Below are 18,861 nucleotides of genomic sequence, written 5' to 3' on the forward strand. Positions count from 1 at the left end.
ACTGACACATGACGGCCAGCGTGGTTTCTACGAGGCCATGAAAGATGAGATCGTTCATCCGGTTGTTGCGGGGTGCGATGTCGTCGAATTCATCAGTCGGGTCGAGTGTGAACTCGTTCTCCATCGGCTCTTTCTTTTCGACAGTGCCTTCGCCCAGTTCAGGCTGACGGCGTCGGGCGGACTAGTTCGGATCTTCTTCCTCATCGTCCGTGGCCGCTTCACCTGCTCCCGTGTCCGGAACAGGTGGCCTGGGGGGCAAGGGCTGGCTACTCCAGTCATCCGGACAACCGTCCTTGGGACGTGTGGGCTTTGGCGGTGGAAGAACACGCTCGCGGAAGCGGTCATCCTCGAAATAACGGGCCTTCTTTGCACGGATCGGGTAGAGGCCGGAGACCATGACAATCTCGTCCGTGGGCGAAAGCTGCATGATCTCGCCGGCCGTCAACAGCGGGCGCGCCGTTTCCGAGCGCGAAACCATCAGATGGCCCAGCCAGGGCGAAAGCCGGTGTCCGGCATAGTTCTTCATCGCCTTCATCTCTGTGGCGGTGCCGAGCGCGTCCGAGACACGTTCGCGGTCCGCTCATCGTTGGTGGCGACCCGACAGCCCCCCCAGGAGATACGATGCCGGCATGACCGGTCCGACAGGTGGGGAACGTGCGACACAGATGAATATCGCGTTCGCCCGGTGCGACCGTCTTCCATGCTGGTGCCGCGGGCTGCGACCTGACACCCGCCCCCGACTGCCACGTCCCTGCTGCGAACGGTTCGGGCCGTATCCTACGGACCCGTCGTTCCAACGAAGGCCTGCCAGCCGCTTGCCCGCTGGACGATCCCTCCTTCGCCACGGACAGTCCGACCGTTTCACGGGTGAGGAAGGGGCAGTCACGTCTCTTGTCAGCCACTCGCACAGCCGGACATGGGAGAGACGTCGCCGCCCATCCCGGTCTCCCCGGGCGGGGTCTTCCGGGTGCGCCGCGCCCGAGGCGGCGAGCAAAATGGTCGCACTCCGGCTGACCGTTCATGTCCGCAGCCCCATGATATGTGACGACGACATGATGGAATTGTGCTAGAATGCGCCGTCTAGAGGCTGAACAAGTAATGGGCTGTCATGATGCCAACGATGACGAGCAAGAATGATGGGGGCAGCATCGCCGTCGATGCTGTTCACAAAGCCGCAGGATCGCGAGACTGGCGGCATAACAATCGGACGCGTGCCCTACTGGCAAGCGAACCTAAGCTCAAAACCATTGTTCGTCTGGCAAAGCAGAAGCTGGGAGCGAAGCAGGTCTGGATTTTCGGGAGCCGGGCCACCGGTACAAATCGCCCTGATAGCGACTGGGATATTTTCCTCGTTCTTCCGAACCGTGCCAGTGACAGTGACCTCAGTCCCAGCAAAACCTGGGCCGTCGGTCGAGAGGCCGGCCTGATTGCGGATATCGTCGCTGAACGAGACGCCGAGATTCGCTCGACCATCAACGTGCCCAACACATTGTCCTATATTCTTCACCGTGAGGGTGTGCGCGTTGGCTAAAACGCCCGATCCCGTTGCAAAGAAGATCGGCTCGCAGATCTGGCTGGCCAATAATTTCCTCAGTGATGCGCGCCTGCTCCACGCTTCCGGCAGCCGAAATGCGGTCAACCAGCTTTTCTACGCGGTCGAGGCCGCCCTGATTGCCGTCATGACTGCGGAAGGGATCCATATCGGACGTCAGCATCAGCACCAGCTCGGCGCCATTCTCGATGACCTGCCTGACGATAACCCGTTGAAACCGGGGTTTCGTGAGGTTGAGGTGCTGACGGCTTATGCGACCACCTATCGTTATGCGACACCCGGCGGCAATATTCCCCGCGCTCCTGATCCGGATGACGTCGATCGCTGGCAGGAAACGGCTTCACGTCTGGTCGAAACCATCACACGACATTTCGGGGTGACGGTCACACCAGATGCGTTCAATGCGATAGCAGACGTTACCTCGCCCCCTCGCTAAGCCTCCCTGCCCCGGCTTTGCCGGAAGATCACAATTGAGTCTGGGACAGTCGCGCCATGCGGCGGATCGTTGTGCAAAATGCATCCGCCTCCCGACGGTGCATGTGGTCGAGCGGGAACGACCGCCAAAAGTATACCGAAACAGTATTCTCATCTGGAGGAGGCGCTCACGCGCCAGCCTCCCTGCGGAATCGCCAGACCGGAATGCCCATCTGCTTGGCCTTGTCGGCCAGATTGTCCTGTATGCCCGATCCCGGAAACACCATGATGCCGACGGGCAGGACTTTCAGCAGGGCGTCGTTGCGCCGGAACGGGGCGGCCTTGCCATGCCGGTTCCAGTCGGGTTTGAAGGCGATCTGGGCAACCTGCCGATGATCGGCCCAGCGGGAGGCGATGAATTCCGCGCCCTTGGGTGAACCGCCATGCAACAGCACCATGTCGGGATGCTTCTCGCGCACCTTGTCAAGATGGTTCCAGATCAGAAGATGACCAGCTCGGCGCGGTGCGACAGCAGCCCGTGCTGGAGATTGATCGCCGCCAGAGGCGCGGGGAGATTGCGCAGGTACGACGATGGCGCGCCGACCAGACTGCACATCTGGCCAAACGACCAGTGCGTGGGCGCGATCGGGTCATTCTGTCCCGGCACGGTCAGGGTCAGGGTCATCATCCGATCCGCAGCGAACGCCAGCATCTCACGAACAAAATCGCCATCCGACGCTTGCTCCACAAGCTCCAGCAGCGCCATCTTCTCGCCGGTCATCGTCAGGTCCTTCAGGTTCATTTCGCACCCGAACCCTATCAAAGACCGGCGATGGCCGCCTCAGCGGCCAATCTCACTCCTACACCACGCCCCGTGACAGCGATTCCGCCGGTGAGCGTATTGTCGTCACATCGCGCAATTTCCACTAATCAATAAGGCCGCCGATAAAGCTCACGCCATCGTGAAGCGCCCCGATTTCAGCCCAACCTACGCTGGAGTTTCACTCCCGTTTGCATCCTATACGGATCCTGCGCGTATGTCCCAAACGCAGAAAGCCGCCCTTACGGACGGCTTAACATGCTGATGATGTTGGATAATGTATGGTTGCGGAGGCACGCAAACCCCGATACCGACAGTCACTTCAGGCGGCAATATAATTACGTGATGTCAGTAGTTTAATACCTTAAATTAGGACAGGCACTCAGTTTAGCTCCACGAAGCGGCATCAGTTCAAGAAGCTATATATCGTCAACATTTGGACCCATCATCCAACTCAGCCTTTTTGCGTATAATAAGTTATCGACCCATCACTCTCTTCCGACCAGGCAGAGCACACATTCTTAAAATCAATCAGAATAACCAGCATTCGGCGCTCTTGCATCTATACCCAGAGCTTAAATTACGCTTTGCTTTTTATTAGCACTATCCTCAAGCACATAATTCTACGGGCTCCAAACCAAGAGACTCCGGCATTCTTAGTTTTTTTGATAATATTAAAAGTTCTTTTCCAATACGTTTTTTTTGGACTGAATAATTTATATCAAATCCGAACTGCCGTCGTTTTTTATATAAGTTTTGAATTTCAGGCACAAAATCGTAGGTTACAATCCATGGGCACTTAATTCCCATCACGGCTTCAGAAAGTTTTTGATGGTCTTCAGCATCATAAAAACTTGTATATAAAGACGATCCCTTATTATAATAGGGAGGATCAATACAAAACAAAACTTTTTCGTCAAAGAGCAATGATTTATTTTTTATGTAAGATGAAGCATCTTCATTTGTAAGGTTTATTCTATCTTTATACTTGAAAACCCTTTCAATTCTTGATATTAGATCCTCCTTATTAAACCTACAATCAATCTTATAATTACCTTCTTGAGACAGTCCTCCAATAACCCCAGCCCCTTTTATGATACCAGATCTATTCGTTCTGTTTAAAAAGAATGCAGAAAATCCCAAAGATAAAGGGTCTCTAATATCCTGCTGCAAAAACATTTCTCTTTGTCTATGCCATTCGTGCATGTTGACCGGAGTATATGTAATCATATCTAAAAAATCTCTATTATGATTTAATACACTAAACCAAAATGCATAAATAGCCGGGTCTATATCGTTAATATGAATATCTGAGACCTCTCCTCCATAAAGCAATGTCAAAGCTAACCCAGCCCCTCCTGCAAACGGCTCCACATAATGGCCCCGCTCCAATTTATTTAACTTCAATATGTAGGACACCATCTCGGCTAGACAGGTTTTGCCACCGGGATAGCGCAGCGGGGATACAGTTCGTGCCATTACCAATCATACCAACTCGAAAAATGGGCTATAAAGCATCAACATCTCATCCAGATTTTTTCTCTGCACTCTGTTTAATTATATCTTCAATGCACGCATTAACCAATGGTGCTATCGCTTCCATATCATTCGCCAACTGGTGTCCATAAAAATTTGCAGAGGTTCCATGGTGTTTCGTCGTATTGCCATGTTCTGAAATTCTTTTAACCGCTTGGTTGAATGCATTATATGTTTCTTTTTCTTGAAACCCGTAAGCTTTTACCTTTTCCTTACTCCAAAACGATATAAAATCATTATTGGGTCCTTTCCCTGCGAGGGCAGCTAGTGATTCAAGAAAGGCCCAGCATCCAACTGATAATAAGGGCGTATTGTCATACAGAGACACATTGCAAAGTGAACAATATAGACTTTCTAGTTTTTTACTTTTTATTTTCTTCAGACCATCAAGTATATTCGAATGATTTTGGATGTATTTCTGCGTACTTGGACGAATCTGTCGCCCAGAGTGATCTCCATTATTTTTAGAATCGACTTCGTTATCTCGTTCGAAATCTGGATCGGTTTTATCCTTACTTCCCTCCTCAGTTGTTCGATCTGTCTGATTTTCGGTAGGAGAATTACCCGCATCATGAGTTGAGGCGTTGTCAGATGTCTCTTTAGATATTTTCCTACCGGATGAGTGATCAAGTGCCGCCGATGGTGTTTTCGGTGCCTGGTCTATCAACGGCCATTTCAAAATTCTAGGGCTATCAGAAGTTTCTAGGTGAATTAATTTATCAGCATATTTATCAATTTCAGCTTTTTTTGCCCGAGAATTCACAACTCCAGACAAAAGATCTTCAATAAATAACTTTGACAAGTCATTAAAAGTTTTCTTATTTCTATCAGTACAAACAATATCATCATCATTAAGAGATAGTCCGAAGCATAATTCTCTTATTTTTGAATTGCTCAAATATCTTTGTACCGTTGTTAATCTTCCTTTTCTATTTCCGTTTTCTATAATCGACTCTCTCTCAGAATAATCCAAAAATTCTAAAGCAAATTTATTCTTATCATTTTTCTGTTTGTCTCTAATGAACCTAGATTTTTGATCGGCGTCCCAAGATTTCCGGCCTATGCCACCATTTTGGCCGGAATGATTTCGTTCTACCCAAATGCTAGCATCATCTACATCAGAAAAAATCACACATCTTACAGAATTTATACCTTCAAACGACTTCTCAAGTCTTTTGAATTGGGACTTAAATTTGGTCGGAGCAAGTTCTGGATCTTTGAGAAGTTTCAATGCACATAAGCGCCGATTGCCCTCGACGACTTCATATGCGCCTTGATTGCCAGCCACAGGTATAACAGCAAACATTTCAATGGGGCTCAAGCCATTGGTTGCTATATCTCGAGCCAATGGATAGACATCTTCTTTATCACAAAGATACTCTATTGCATCAGATTCTGTTCCTGACGGAGTATGCCTGGGATTTTTTAAATCAAGAAATAGTTTAGAAAGACTAATATTTTTTATATCTCGCTTTACCACGGGGCCTCACAAAAAGTTCTAATTTGACTAATATGTGCCTTAAGAATACCCAGAACCATCTCTACCCGCAACGGTTGCCCGAATTCCATTCAGAATTAACTCAAATACGACAAAGGGAGCCTAGAATTTCCCAAACCTGTGGCGATGAACCGTTCCAACAGGTGTTATGAGAAATGTGAAATCGGGATGCCTTGGCCGGTTCCGGGCATCAATATCTCAGCATAGACGGAAAGATTACGTTAGCCGGGTGGAGAGCAGCAGAAATGTTACCTTCATGCGCTTGTCGTCCTTGATCGGGCCGAGCCTCAGCTTCGTCAGGGCTGGATTTCCTTCGTTCTCCAGGGCTTGAGAACCAGATCGTGGTTCAGAATAAGCGTGAACGGTAGACCCGGCCGGTCGGTCAGCGTCGGCTGGACGTTAAGGCTGCGATCGATCAGGCGGTTGCCTACCATGGAAAACCCGTTACTAGCCCCACTGCGGATCGCCTGCATCAGGTTGTTCTCGTTCCACGACGTCCCGGCTTCGGAGCCCACGCTGAGCAGGGTTGTGACCAGCGCCGCCCTGAAAAGCTGTCCCCAATGGTTGTTTACCTCATCGGACAGGCCGGACTGACCGATGGCGTCGCCACCGGGCAGCTTTTCCAGCACCAGGCTCTCCCCGTTCAGGTAGATCAACCGGGTCCAGATGATCTGGGTCCGCTGCTGCCCGAAGGAAACACTGCTGTTATAGGCCCCGAACAGGGTGCTGCCCTGCGGGATCAGCAGGAATCGGCCGGTCGGGCTGTCATAGACGTTCTGGGTGACATGACCGACAATCTGACCCGGCAGATCGGAGCTGATTTTCGTATTCAGCGCACCAGCGATGACAGTACCCGCCTGCAGAACGTATGGCGAGGTCGGGAGCATAATCCGGTCGGGACTCACCGTCGCACGGTCTGACTGACCCGCCAGAAAGGCGCGATTGCCAGCCTGCTGGTCGGTTCCTGCCGATGATGCCTGCGCTCCGGGAGCGGTCGCCATCACCGGCACCGCCTGCGCACTCTGCCCCTCCCGCACCTCGACCTGCGCGAAAAGTCGGCTGGTGCGCGCCGCCTCGATTTCCTGGTCGCCGCGACGATCCTCCATGCCGGGAACCGGTCCCGCACGTCCCTGCCACTGCGCGTTGACGATCGGCCGGCCCAGATCGCCGGGCAGAGGCTGCCCCAGCTTCGGGGCATTGGTATAGTCGCGGGGCAAAGCCGACAGCCCGTCGGCCGAGGCACGCGCGTCGGTATCCTGTGCCGCCTGAACCGGTCCTTTTGGCGTGTTGCCTTGCAGCGCGTAGCCCAACGCGAGACCGATGGCGAGCATTCCGATGGCCCCCAGGGTCCAGATGACGGGGCGCGAAAGCTTTACGACCGGCGGACGCTGCGCGCGCAGCCGCAGATCGGGTGGCACTGCTGATCCCGGCCCCGCTGCGCTCCCGTTGCCAATAGCGCCTCCGTCCTCACCCGGGCGTTCTTCCGCGCTGCTCATGACTTTCTGCCATCCGTGCGCACGATACGCACGCGCTGCTCGGAATGTTTGTCACCCAGACGCAATTCAGCGGCGGCAAACAGGCGGTCGACGATCATCCAGTTCTGCCGCATCCGGTAATTGACCAGTTCCGGGCCGCCATCGGACCCAAGCACGAAAAGCGGCGGCAGTTCCCCCTGTCCGATCCCGGCCGGAAACGCGATATAGACCTTGTGGCCATCGTCAAACGCCCGGCCAGGCAGCCAGGGCGGCGTAGCGGAGATGCCGCCGTCCGACCTCGACGAACAGCGGATCGCGTTTGGCACCCCAAACCGCGAGGCTATGCCCCACGATCCAGAATACCGCCCCGACCAGCCAGAGCCGCAGACCCAGCGAGATCGCGGCGCCCAGCGTGCCATTGGCGATGGCCAGCGTACGGGGTGCCCCGCCCAGCAGGATCTGGTCGGTCAGCGAGCGATGCACCGGGACATGAAAGCCCGGCACCGCGTCATCGTCATATCCAGCGCCCATCAGATCAGCGCTCCACCGCTGAAGCTGAAGAACGACAGGAAGAACGAGCTGGCCGCAAAAGCGATGGACAGGCCGAAGACGATCTGGATCAGGCGGCGGAAGCCACCAGAGGTTTCCCCGAACGCCAGCGTCAGGCCGGTCACGGTGATGATGATCACCGACACGATACGCGCTACCGGTCCCTGCACGGATTCCAGAATCTGGTTGAGCGGTTCCTCCCACGGCATGTCCGATCCGGACGCCAAGGCCGAGGAGCACCATGCGATGGACAGCAGCACGGCGGAAAAGACAGGCGCGTGCCGACGCACGCGAAACAGCGTGATGTTCATTGGAAATCTCCATCGGTATCGATTGAATGAATGCGATAGGCGCCTGTGGCGGGGTCGATCCCGTCCACGGTGGCGAGTTCGGACAACCGGCGCTGTGTGCCTCGCCCCGACAGGACAGCGATCACGTCGATCGTCTCGGCGATCAGCACGCGGGGCACGGTGACGACGATTTCCTGGATCAACTGCTCCATGCGATGCAACGCGCCGATGGCGGTGCCGGCGTGGAGCGTACCGATGCCGCCAGGATGGCCCGTGCCCCACGCCTTGAGCAGGTCGAGCGCCTCGGGACCGCGCACCTCGCCGATCGGGATACGGTCGGGCCGCAGGCGCAGGGCTGAACGGACCAGTTCGGACAGGGTGACGATGCCATCACGGGTGCGCAGGGACACGAGGTTGGGTGCCGCGCATTGCAGTTCGCGCGTGTCCTCGATCAGCACGACCCGGTCGTCGGTTTTCGCGACCTCGGCCAGCAGGGCATTGACCAGCGTGGTCTTGCCGGTCGAGGTTCCGCCCGCGACCAGGATGTTCTTCCGGTCTGCTACAGCGCGACAAAGGTATGCTGCCTGCCCCGCTGTCATGATCCCGGCAGCGACATAATCGTCGAGGGTAAACACGGCGACGGCGGGTTTGCGGATGGCGAAGCTCGGGGCCGTCACCACGGGCGGGAGCAATCCCTCGAACCGTTCGCCGGTCGGCAATTCGGCCGAGACACGCGGGGCACCGTCATGCACCTCCGCCCCAACATGATGCGCTCAGCGTCGGCGAGTGTGATGACGTCGCCCGTGTCGGACAGGCCCTCCGACAGACGGTCGATCCACAGCCGCCCGTCCGGGTTAAGCATCACCTCGACCACGGAAGGATCGGCAAGGTGCCCTGCGATCGCCGGCCCCATCGCTGTGCGCAGCATGGAAATGCCACGTGCCTGACTTTCCGAATTATGGTGCGAAACCGCCATCTGATCCCCGCTCGAACGGGACCGGAACAGATGGCCCCCATACGGGGATGATTAAAAGAAGGCCATTTCGGCTCGATTCAACAACTATCGCATACCGTGCGGTCATCGCGTGGAAACGGCGGCGATCGGCGGGATTGACGAATCCTTGCGGCAACCCCACGCAATCTGACGATTACTGGGGGTCTTCGCCTTTTCGGCTGGGGTCAGCGGACGGGCAGGAAAGACCCGGCAGGGTGTCTCGTCGATGGTGGACCTGCGGACACCATTCTCGACCCACATCTGAAGATCTGGGAGAGCATAAACGATGCGACCGCCGATTTTCCGGTAGGTCGGGCCGGTGCCGTAGGTGCGGTGTTTTTCCAACGTGCGGATGGAAATACCTAGGAAGCGCGCCGCATCGGGCGTGCGCAGGAAACGGGGCGGCAACCCCGTCTTGGGATCGAGCATGATCGGGCCTCCGGTTGGGTTCGGCGGCTGTCGGTCACGACAGCGGGCCATGGCGAACCGTGGCGGAAGATCGGCAAGATAGAGAGTGCCGGAATCAAGGCGGTATGGTTTCGGCACCCCAATGGATCTTACTTATGAAGAATGGCAGCAATGGCGAGGAACGGAATGTCTGCTTTGTGTAGGGAAATTGGTAAAACCGGACATGCACACAGACGACCGACGCGAAGGATTCCATCCCATTCTGGTCGTTCAAATAACCCGTGAGACTTTCTGAAGCCAACATTTTCTCATCAATCAGCCAAGCGTCAGCTAATTGATTCGGTTTACGTGTTCGGACCCCACCTGGTCCGCCGATTACCGTGCAAACTGGCCACCTGTCCATTCTCTATCAAAGAGAAAGCGCCTTAAGGGGCGGTTGCTCTGCGGGCAGGGATTCTCTTACATCCTACCAACCAGCATAGCCCGTCGCCACAACCGCCGCTCACATGTCATCGCGTGAATGGCGGCGCATTCACCCCCGTTCCATTCTGCACCTCCCCGCATGAGTGGCATAGAAGCCGGAAAGGCTTCTATGCAGCTCGCTTTCCAGCTAGACGCCCGAGGTGCTCAATGTTACCGTTTTTATATAACCTTTGAGTAAATCTTCGATCTGCGAGGCTAGACGTGACCATAACGCCAGAGCAGTGCCGAATGGCGCGAGCTGGACTGCATATGAGTCAGGCCGATTTGGCCCGACGCGCTGATGTCGCACCCGCGACCATCGCAGAATTCGAGAAGGGAAGAAGAACACCTTATGACCGCACGGTTCGCGACATCCAACGCGTTCTCGAAGAGGCAGGGGCAACTTTTGTAGATGGTGGCGTGACGCTCACAGCGGAGCAAGGAAAATGACGAACAACCCAATCCAGAAGCCTGCCGATGTCCCGCTTGAAGATACGACTAAAGTCAGCGTCGATTGGCTGAAACTCGACCACGAGAACCCTCGTCTTGTGGGTATAAGCGCTCGCACGACAGATGAAAGCATTGTGGCGCAGCTTTACCGGGGCGAAGAATTGGGCGAGTTGCTCCAGTCTATTTCGGCGAACGGCTATCTGGACATCGAGCCTCTGATCGTCTGGTTGGACCCCGCCGACCAGAAATTCACAGTTCTTGAAGGCAACCGCAGGCTTGCAGCTATTCGTCTGTTTCGCGAGCCTGCGTTTGTTGATGCCATTGCCAAAAATGAACGCATTAAGATCGGCGTCCCTGTAATCAACAACGCGGTTGAGGCATCGCTTGCCGAGGTATCTGTCTATCGCGTCCCTGACCGGGACGCGGCTCGCTCATTCATCGGCTTCAAACACATCAACGGCGCGGCGAAGTGGGAATCTTACGCCAAGGCAAAATTTGCAGCGGGGTGGTACAATTCCGGGAATGTGTCGCTGGAGGAAATTTCTGAGAAGATCGGTGACCGGCATGACACGATCAAGCGAATGGTTGCCGCGATTTACGTTCTGGATCAGGCCGAGCGTCAGGGCGTCTTTTCGCTAACAGATCGTAAGATCACCAAGTTCAATTTCTCGCATCTGTATACGGCCCTCTCCCGCTCAACATACATGAGCTATTTGGGGCTTGAGACCGCCTGGTCTCGGTATGACCCGCAGCCTGATCCGGTGCCGGCTGATAAGCTGGACCGCCTGCGGGAAGTGCTGGTCTGGATTTATGGTTCTAAGGATGATGATAAGGAACCAGTTGTCCAGTCGCAAAACCCCGACATCAAGAACCTTGGCGAAACGCTCGCAAGCGCCGAAGGACTCCATATCCTGCGCGCAGGCGGCACACTGGCAGAAGCGCACGCAAGCACCAAGCCAGCCGATGAAACCCTTTCGGCGTCGCTGATTCGTGCCCGCAGCGTCTTACGGGAGGCGGCGAACAGCCTTCGAGGCTATGACGGACGCGATCAGTCCCTTCTGAACATTGCGGAAGACGTGTCTGAGACTGCGCAAACCATTTATGATCGAATGAGGAAGAAATTCCGCGATGCCATGGGGGACGGCCGTGGCAGTTGAACTTTATTTTCCACATGATGAAGTGGACACCAAAAAGCCGAACTTCGATCTTGCCGCTGACTATCTTGAACTGACGGCTTTCTTTTCAGAAGAAGCTAGGTCATTTACGAAAGACCTAATTAACGCGACAGAGATTGGCGCAGAAGACGACTACGAGACTGCCGATGAAGAGATGACCGACCGGGAAGAAATCGTTTCCGGGGCGGTCAGACGAATTGACGGCAGACGTGACGCGCTTGGCGAATCTTACCCATTCACTCTGGATGAGAATGGCGATGTCCTGACATATGGCGGGAATGATCCTTCCTACGGGCAAGCCGCCTATATCCTCTCGCTCATTCTTTCGCATCTGAAGGCATTATCGCCAATTCTCGATGGATCGGCTGTTTATCCGACAGACGCGGAAATTATAGAGCTTAGGAAATATTTCCAGTATTTTGCGACGGCAGCGTTGGCGGCAGAAGTAAATGGTCGGGCTTGGTCTTTCGGTCATCCCCGACCGGACAAGACCAATTTTCACACGAAGCTCGCCGAAATATGGGGGGTATTTCGAGATGGCGTTCTACAGGCAGCCGTGGGCGTGCCTGACAGGCCGCAAGATGACCAGATAGACGTTTTCGCAGCTCGTCTCCAACCGGATGGTCTCCCCGGCTTTCTACTTGCCGCAGGACAAGTCGCGACTGGCAATAACTGGCGTGAAAAGTCGCTTCGACATCATTTGGAGAAGGTCTTTCCAAGCCGTTGGTTCGGGCAACAGCCAGTGACGATGATGATGTGCTATCACATCATACCTTTCGCTCGTCCAGACGATGAGTTTTTTGATGACTGCCGAGTCCTCGGCAATGTTCTCCATCGCCTTCGAGTGCCCCATCGGGTGACAGAAGCACAAGGACTGCACGATCAAGGGGTGGCAATTGAAGCCTTCGACCAACTCGCCGTGGCAGTCGAGTGGATCAAGGCTTACGCTACAAGGGGAGCCGCAACGACATGAGGCACCGCTTCCATTCCATCTGCCCATACTTCGCGATGTTCCCCGAAACGTTTGTGGAGAAGCACCTCGCCGCGTCGCGCTTCAATGGAGTGGTGTTTGACCCATTCTGCGGTCGGGGAACGACCGTCTTTGAGGCGTTGCTGAACGGCAGAGAAGCCGCCGGATGCGACCTGCATCCTGTCGCAGTTTGCATCACTGGTGCGAAGTGCAATCCGCCAACTCGTGAAGATGTAGTTCTTCGGTTGGCCGAATTGGAAGGCTCCTTTTCCGTTCTGCCTCCCCTCATTCTTGCAGAGGAGATGGCGGATTTTTTCGCCGCCTGTTTCCATGCGGACACCTATGAGCAAGTCCGGTTTCTCCGGGCTAGCCTAAACTGGAGGGACGATAGCACCGACCGTTTCATTGCAGCCCTTTGCCTCGGTGCTCTTCATGGCGAGTCTCATCGGAGCCCGAACTATTTCAGCAATCGGATGCCACGAACGATAAGCACCAAGCCCGCTTATTCGGTGCGCTGGTGGAGAAAGCATGGTTATGTGGCCCCGTGCCGGGACGCGTTTGCCATCTTACGCGGCATGATCGATTTCCGCTTTCATACGCCTCCACCGCACAATCGTGGCGAAATCGCCGAGTCCGACGCGCGTCAGGCAATGACTGCTTTTCAACACCTAGAAGGTAAGGTGACAGACATCATTACGTCGCCCCCCTATCTCGATACCACCAACTATCGCGAAGACCAGTGGTTGAGGCTTTGGTTTTTGGGCGAAGACCCCAAGAGCATTCAAGCACCTGATGATGGGCGACACTATAACAAGGTCCTTTATTGGGCGTTCTTAAAAGAAGCGTGGGAAGGCGTTGCACCTCTATTGGCACCTCAAGCAAGAATTGTTGTTCGGATTGGAGGAAGGAAGTTGTCGAAGGAAGAGATGTTCGACAGCCTGTTATCGACTCTGAAGGGTGCGACCGGCCGCCACGTGCAGGCAGTCGATGACGGAGTCACAACCCCCGTTAAGCGGACACAAGCCAACAGCTTCCGGGGCGCGAAGGCCTCTCCTACCGTCGAGCACGATTTCTGCTTTATCGTCGGTTAAGCTTTGACGGGCTCTAACAACACCTTAGGAATAAAAGTTATTTTATTTCAACACGTTATACAATATCTTAGGATTCATTTTGGAGAACTATAGCGTCGACTTAGCTCTCCGTTTCATCGCTCTCGGGCCGCCTGGTGAGATTCAAACCTCGACGGGGTAGAATATGTGCGCAAGTCCGCTATCCGCCTTTGCCGGGAGAGCGTTGGATGTTTCATATCCGCTACGCGGAAAGCGACTCGAGCAAATGTATGTCTGAAAGAGGCGTCTCCCGCCGACCTGCCACCGCTCATGGTAGACCGGCGGCTTGGGCCGGAGAAGCCTTGCCAGAAGTAAAAGGGCGGAAGCTGTCAATGTGGCAGTTCTCTAACGAACGGAACGAAGATTTGCAGTTTGCGCGAGCGCGCTGAGTTATTCGAGATCGCCGGATCATTGAAACGGCGCACCAGCTAGCAGCTATTTCGCAAAAGAGAAGGCACGGCAAGTTCTGTCACTAGGGCTACATTCTGACGCTGCGGGAAATGCCCGGCTCCGGCAAGAACGTGGCGCTAATAATAGTCTGCAAACAGACGATCTTTCCCCGCTGACGTTTCGGGATCATTACAAGGATCATTGCCTCCGTGGATATAGGCCCGTCCGACACGGGACTGATCACCTGCGCAAGGAACGAATACCTTCATCCATTGTGCGGGTTCGTCGAGTTCAAGTGTGCGTAACGCGTCCCCCGCAACGCGAAAACGTCGCATGTGAGGCGTTATGTCCGATACACTCTCGACCGTAACTGGAAATTTCTGCCGCTCTTTTCTCTTTATGCCCAACATCGGGAGATAACCTTGTCTGTTTCTGCTCCCTGTTCTGACTGCGGCGGGACCGGGAAAACATGACAAAGGCGGCAAAGAGTCATTTCATAAAATGAAATCCATTGGGAAAGGACTGGCAGACCGTCCGAACGCACTGACGTAGAAACCGATGGGCGGGATCGGCGTCGAAGCGGGGATGCCATGCCTGCGCCAGAACGACGCTCTCAAGCTCCAGCGGAATATCGAACCAGCGTAGCGCCATGCCGAGGTTGCGGACGACCGGCAGGACATGCCGTGGCACCAGTGCGATCAGTTGCGTGCCAGCCAGAGCCGAAAGGGCGATCAGAAAGGAGGGCACGATCAACGGGACATGTCGCGTCAGGTCGAGTTTCTGAAGCGCCTCATCAACCGGCCCGGTGGACCGACCACGGCGCGAGACGCTGATATGCGGAAAAGCCGCGAAGGTTTCGGGAGAAATATCCGTGGAGAAGATCGGGTGATCGTCACGGGCAAGCGCGATATGATGATCGCGAAAAATGGTTTGAAGCCGAACTTCTGGTCCCATCGCGCGGCTTGCGCCGATGTCCAGATCGATCCGCCCTTCGCGAAGCGCCTCATCATCGAACTCATGTTCCTGCGCGAAACGCAGAGTCGCGCAGGGGGCCTGATCGGCAAGAATATTGTATAGACCGGAGGCGAACGCCCCCGTGAAGCCATCATTGGCCCGGATCGTGAAACGACGCTCAAGCCCGCCGGGATCGAACGCCGCATGAGCATTCAGCAGGGTATCCGCCTCAGCAAGAAGATGACGAATGCCGGACTGAAGCTCCTTGGCGCGTTCCGTCGCAACCAGCCCGCGTCCAGCCCGCACCAGAATCTGGTCGTCCAGCATGTCGCGAGCTCGGGCCAACAAGCGACTGACCGAAGGCGGGCTTGTCCCCAGACGTTCGGCGGCGAGTGTCACACTCTGGACTTCGATCAGGATATCCAGAGCGTGTAAGAGGTTCAGATCGGCTTTGGACATAAGGCTGACTTACCCAACGCGACGGCCAAACCCGTCGGCACAGCCTTTGTTGTCGCCTGTTTCATCCGATCATTGAAGTCATAAGGTAAGGATGCGTGCTTTTGTGGGCATCTCCGGGCCTTTTATAGGGCCGTACACACATCACAATGGCGTCGCCCAGATCGCGATCTGAAGGCAGCAGACCGATTCGCGCGCTTCCCGCCCCTCTCGCGCCACACCCCACGCGCTCCAGAACTACGCGGTATTTCGCTTCCTGATGATTCCTATATGATTCCAGTTGTGGGGGTAGAAACGCAAAAGGCCGCCCGATGGGCGGCCTAAGCGTTTGATAATAAACAGAATTCATGGTTGCGGGGACAGGATTTGAACCTGTGACCTTCAGGTTATGAGCCTGACGAGCTACCGGGCTGCTCCACCCCGCGGTGGTATGAGTGATGTGTATGATGTGGATTGGAAGACCTGGCGGCGACCGACTTTCCCACGGCTTAAGCCGCAGTATCATAGGCGCTGGGGGTTTTCACGGCCGAGTTCGGGATGGGATCGGGTGGATCTCTCCCCGCCATAGCCACCAGGTCATCCAACCCACATCTGAGTGGGTCAGTGATTAACGGTTGGTGCTGTTTTTGAAATGTGCGGCATGGATGATTTCTGTGCATGGGGTGCTTCTCAGAGAGAAGCTTGCAAGTGAGTTCTCGTGGGCGATTAGGACCAGTTAGCTGCACGCATTACTGCGCTTCCACACCTGGCCTATTGACGTGATGGTCTATCACGGCCCTTGGGGAGACCTAGTTTTGAGGTGGGTTTCCCGCTTAGATGCTTTCAGCGGTTATCCCGTCCATACTTAGCTACCCGGCTGTGCCGCTGGCGCGACAACCGGTACACCAGAGGTATGTTCATCCCGGTCCTCTCGTACTAGGGACAAATCCTCTCAAGTCTCCAACATCCACGGCAGATAGGGACCGAACTGTCTCACGACGTTCTAAACCCAGCTCACGTACCACTTTAATCGGCGAACAGCCGAACCCTTGGGACCTGCTCCAGCCCCAGGATGTGATGAGCCGACATCGAGGTGCCAAACCTCCCCGTCGATGTGGACTCTTGGGGGAGATCAGCCTGTTATCCCTAGAGTACCTTTTATCCGTTGAGCGATGGCCCTTCCACGCGGGACCACCGGATCACTATGGCCGACTTTCGTCTCTGATCGAGCTGTCACTCTCACAGTCAGGCGGGCTTATGCCATTGCACTCGACAGCCGGTTTCCGACCGGCCTGAGCCCACCATCGCGCGCCTCCGTTACACTTTGGGAGGCGACCGCCCCAGTCAAACTGCCCACCATGCAGGGTCCCGGACCAGGCTTACTGGTCGCGGTTAGACATCAGAAAAATTCAGGGTGGTATTTCAAGGATGGCTCCACAGGAACTGGCGCCCCTGCTTCAAAGCCTCCCACCTATCCTACACAGAATGTCTCTGATGCCACTGCAAAGCTGCAGTAAAGGTTCATAGGGTCTTTCCGTCTGACCGCGGATACCCCGCATCTTCACGGGGAATTCAATTTCGCTGAGCCGATGCTGGAGACAGCGGGGAAGTCGTTACGCCATTCGTGCAGGTCGGAACTTACCCGACAAGGAATTTCGCTACCTTAGGACCGTTATAGTTACGGCCGCCGTTTACCGGGGCTTCAATTCAGTGCTCTCACACCTCCTCTTAACCTTCCGGCACCGGGCAGGCGTCAGACCCTATACGTCGTCTCTCGACTTCGCAGAGTCCTGTGTTTTTAATAAACAGTCGCTACCCCCTGGTCTGTGCCACCCGCAAATGGTTGCCCACCTACGGGTCTCGCTTATCCCGAAGTTACGCGAGTAATTTGCCTAGTTCCTTCAGCATCGTTCTCTCAAGCGCCTTGGTATGCTCTACCAGTCCACCTGTGTCGGTTTAGGGTACGGTCTATATGCCAGAGCTATTTCCTGGAATGCTCAAAAAGCCAGTCCAATCCGATAAGGACTGACAACATCTCGCATTCGTCACTTCTGGCAGGTTCAGGAATATTAACCTGATTTCCATCGACTACGGCTTTCGCCCTCGCCTTAGGGGCCGACTAACCCTGCGTGGATTAACCTTGCGCAGGAAACCTTGGACTTACGGCGACAGTGTTTCTCGCACTGTTTGTCGCTACTCATGTCAGCATTCGCACTTCCGATATCTCCAGAGAGGGTCACCCCGTCTCCTTCACAGACTTACGGAACGCTCCGCTACCGCGCATACAAAGTATGCACCCACAGCTTCGGCACGTGGCTTGAGCCCCGTTACATTTTCGGCGCAGGGTTTCTATTAGACCAGTGAGCTATTACGCTTTCTTTAAAGGATGGCTGCTTCTAAGCCAACCTCCTGGTTGTTTTGGAATCCCCACATCCTTTCCCACTTAGCCACGATTTAGGGGCCTTAGCTGGTGGTCTGGGCTGTTTCCCTCTCGACAATGGACCTTAGCACCCACTGTCTGTCTGCCAGGCTAAACTTCCGGGTATTCGGAGTTTGGTTAGGTTTGGTAAGGCTTTGGGCCCCCCTAGCCCATCCAGTGCTCTACCCCCCGGGGTCAACACCTGACGATCTACCTCAATAGATTTCGCGGAGAACCAGCTATCTCCGAGTTTGATTGGCCTTTCACCCCTAACCACAGCTCATCCCCGACTTTTTCAACAGGCGTGGGTTCGGTCCTCCAGTGCGTGTTACCGCACCTTCAACCTGGCCATGGCTAGATCACTCGGTTTCGGGTCTTCTGCCAGCAACTCGTCGCCCTATTCAGACTCGCTTTCGCTACGCCTACACCTACCGGCTTAAGCTTGCTGCAAACAGAAACTCGCTGACCCATTATACAAAAGGTACGCCGTCACCCCATAAGAGGCTCCGACTGCTTGTAGGCGTCCGGTTTCAGGTCTCTTTCACTCCCCTCGTCGGGGTGCTTTTCACCTTTCCCTCACGGTACTTGTTCACTATCGGTCACTAGAGAGTATTTAGGCTTGGAGGGTGGTCCCCCCATATTCAGACAGGGTTTCACGTGCCCCGCCCTACTCAAGGACCATAAGAAGCATTACGCATAAGGGGCTATCACCCACTATGGCTGCACTTTCCAGAGCATTCTGCTTGTCTTCTCATGGCCACTGGCCTGTTCCGCGTTCGCTCGCCACTACTAGCGGAATCTCAATTGATGTCTTTTCCTCCAGGTACTGAGATGTTTCAGTTCCCCGGGTTTGCCTCCCACACCTATGTATTCAGTGAGGGATCCTCTTGCGAGGGGGTTGCCCCATTCGGATATCCACGGATCAAAGCCTACTCGCGGCTCCCCGTGGCTTTTCGCAGCG

At 54.9% G+C, this 18,861-nt stretch carries 15 protein-coding genes, 1 tRNA gene, 2 rRNA genes and 4 pseudogenes (1 of these 22 cut by a window edge); 6 read left to right on the forward strand and 16 right to left on the reverse strand.

Going from position 1 to position 18,861, the window contains the following annotated elements; translation table 11 throughout:
- Positions 1–43 precede the first annotated feature (43 nt).
- Positions 44–594, reverse strand: a pseudogene (locus LKE90_RS14490) (type IV secretory system conjugative DNA transfer family protein); the annotation flags it as partial.
- Between the two features lie 526 nt (positions 595–1,120).
- Here LKE90_RS14490 and LKE90_RS14495 point away from each other — a divergent pair.
- Together LKE90_RS14495 and LKE90_RS14500 are read left to right on the forward strand one after the other, a co-directional pair.
- Positions 1,121–1,531: a nucleotidyltransferase family protein gene (locus tag LKE90_RS14495; RefSeq protein ID WP_291494258.1), complete on the forward strand. Its 411-nt coding sequence runs from the start codon at positions 1,121–1,123 to the stop codon at positions 1,529–1,531.
- Entirely contained in the window at positions 1,524–1,988 is a 465-nt protein-coding gene (locus LKE90_RS14500) for a HEPN domain-containing protein (protein ID WP_291494261.1), read from the forward strand. The genes LKE90_RS14495 and LKE90_RS14500 overlap by 8 nt, the downstream gene beginning before the upstream one ends.
- A 166-nt stretch (positions 1,989–2,154) precedes the next feature.
- Here LKE90_RS14500 and LKE90_RS14505 read toward each other — a convergent pair.
- The 10 genes and pseudogenes from LKE90_RS14505 to LKE90_RS16595 all read right to left on the reverse strand — a co-directional run.
- Positions 2,155–2,475 (reverse strand): annotated as a pseudogene (locus LKE90_RS14505) (DUF2493 domain-containing protein); the annotation flags it as partial.
- Positions 2,466–2,768 (reverse strand): hypothetical protein, encoded by a 303-nt coding sequence (locus tag LKE90_RS14510; RefSeq protein ID WP_291501569.1) that lies wholly within the window; start codon positions 2,766–2,768, stop codon positions 2,466–2,468. The gene LKE90_RS14510 and the pseudogene LKE90_RS14505, both read right to left, overlap by 10 nt.
- 627 nt (positions 2,769–3,395) lie before the next feature.
- Positions 3,396–4,265 carry a DNA adenine methylase gene (locus LKE90_RS14515; protein WP_291494262.1) on the reverse strand — a complete coding sequence of 290 codons (870 nt, stop codon included), beginning with the start codon at positions 4,263–4,265 and terminating at the stop codon, positions 3,396–3,398.
- Positions 4,266–4,311: 46 nt separating this feature from the next.
- Positions 4,312–5,802, reverse strand: a complete 1,491-nt coding sequence (locus tag LKE90_RS14520) for a hypothetical protein (RefSeq protein ID WP_291494264.1) — start codon at positions 5,800–5,802, stop codon at positions 4,312–4,314.
- Between the two features lie 314 nt (positions 5,803–6,116).
- Complete coding sequence (locus tag LKE90_RS14525) at positions 6,117–7,316, reverse strand: TrbI/VirB10 family protein (RefSeq protein ID WP_291494266.1); 1,200 nt, start codon at positions 7,314–7,316, stop codon at positions 6,117–6,119.
- Positions 7,313–7,570: pseudogene (locus LKE90_RS14530) on the reverse strand (TrbG/VirB9 family P-type conjugative transfer protein); the annotation flags it as partial. The pseudogene LKE90_RS14530 and the gene LKE90_RS14525, both read right to left, overlap by 4 nt.
- Positions 7,539–7,826 (reverse strand): VirB3 family type IV secretion system protein, encoded by a 288-nt coding sequence (locus LKE90_RS14535; protein WP_291494268.1) that lies wholly within the window; start codon positions 7,824–7,826, stop codon positions 7,539–7,541. The pseudogene LKE90_RS14530 and the gene LKE90_RS14535, both read right to left, overlap by 32 nt.
- Positions 7,826–8,155, reverse strand: coding sequence for a TrbC/VirB2 family protein (locus tag LKE90_RS14540; RefSeq protein WP_202208365.1), 330 nt, complete (start codon positions 8,153–8,155; stop codon positions 7,826–7,828). The genes LKE90_RS14535 and LKE90_RS14540 overlap by 1 nt, the downstream gene beginning before the upstream one ends.
- A pseudogene (trbB, locus tag LKE90_RS14545) lies at positions 8,152–9,062 on the reverse strand (P-type conjugative transfer ATPase TrbB). Before trbB ends, LKE90_RS14540 begins: the two are co-directional and overlap by 4 nt.
- 150 nt (positions 9,063–9,212) lie before the next feature.
- Entirely contained in the window at positions 9,213–9,557 is a 345-nt protein-coding gene (locus LKE90_RS16595; protein ID WP_407066103.1) for a helix-turn-helix transcriptional regulator, read from the reverse strand.
- A gap of 690 nt (positions 9,558–10,247) precedes the next feature.
- Here LKE90_RS16595 and LKE90_RS14555 point away from each other — a divergent pair.
- Genes LKE90_RS14555 through LKE90_RS14570 form a run of 4 tightly spaced genes read left to right on the forward strand, consistent with a single transcriptional unit; the run spans position 10,248 to position 13,684 of the window.
- A complete protein-coding gene (locus LKE90_RS14555; RefSeq protein ID WP_291494273.1) occupies positions 10,248–10,448 on the forward strand; it encodes a helix-turn-helix transcriptional regulator in 201 nt (66 codons plus the stop codon).
- Positions 10,445–11,605: a ParB N-terminal domain-containing protein gene (locus LKE90_RS14560; protein WP_291494275.1), complete on the forward strand. Its 1,161-nt coding sequence runs from the start codon at positions 10,445–10,447 to the stop codon at positions 11,603–11,605. The genes LKE90_RS14555 and LKE90_RS14560 overlap by 4 nt, the downstream gene beginning before the upstream one ends.
- The gene (locus tag LKE90_RS14565) at positions 11,595–12,596 is read left to right on the forward strand and encodes a hypothetical protein (protein ID WP_291494277.1); all 1,002 of its coding nucleotides are present in this window, start codon (positions 11,595–11,597) and stop codon (positions 12,594–12,596) included. The genes LKE90_RS14560 and LKE90_RS14565 overlap by 11 nt, the downstream gene beginning before the upstream one ends.
- Positions 12,593–13,684 carry a DNA methyltransferase gene (locus LKE90_RS14570; RefSeq protein WP_291494279.1) on the forward strand — a complete coding sequence of 364 codons (1,092 nt, stop codon included), beginning with the start codon at positions 12,593–12,595 and terminating at the stop codon, positions 13,682–13,684. The genes LKE90_RS14565 and LKE90_RS14570 overlap by 4 nt, the downstream gene beginning before the upstream one ends.
- Before the next feature lie 545 nt (positions 13,685–14,229).
- On the opposite strand, the gene LKE90_RS16540 is transcribed toward LKE90_RS14570, so the two are convergent.
- The 5 genes from LKE90_RS16540 to LKE90_RS14590 form a co-directional block, all read right to left on the reverse strand.
- A complete protein-coding gene (locus LKE90_RS16540) occupies positions 14,230–14,502 on the reverse strand; it encodes a siderophore-interacting protein (RefSeq protein WP_366509559.1) in 273 nt (90 codons plus the stop codon).
- A gap of 79 nt (positions 14,503–14,581) precedes the next feature.
- On the reverse strand, positions 14,582–15,505 hold the full coding sequence (locus LKE90_RS14575) for a LysR family transcriptional regulator (protein WP_291494281.1): 924 nt from the start codon (positions 15,503–15,505) through the stop codon (positions 14,582–14,584).
- Positions 15,506–15,850: 345 nt separating this feature from the next.
- A tRNA-Met gene (locus tag LKE90_RS14580) sits at positions 15,851–15,927 on the reverse strand.
- Positions 15,928–15,962: 35 nt separating this feature from the next.
- Positions 15,963–16,078, reverse strand: a 5S ribosomal RNA gene (gene rrf, locus LKE90_RS14585).
- Positions 16,079–16,186: 108 nt separating this feature from the next.
- Positions 16,187–18,861 (reverse strand): 23S ribosomal RNA (locus tag LKE90_RS14590); it runs 63 nt beyond the window's last position.

Origin of the sequence: Acetobacter sp. (assembly GCF_022483985.1) — a bacterium.
GTDB lineage: Bacteria > Pseudomonadota > Alphaproteobacteria > Acetobacterales > Acetobacteraceae > Acetobacter.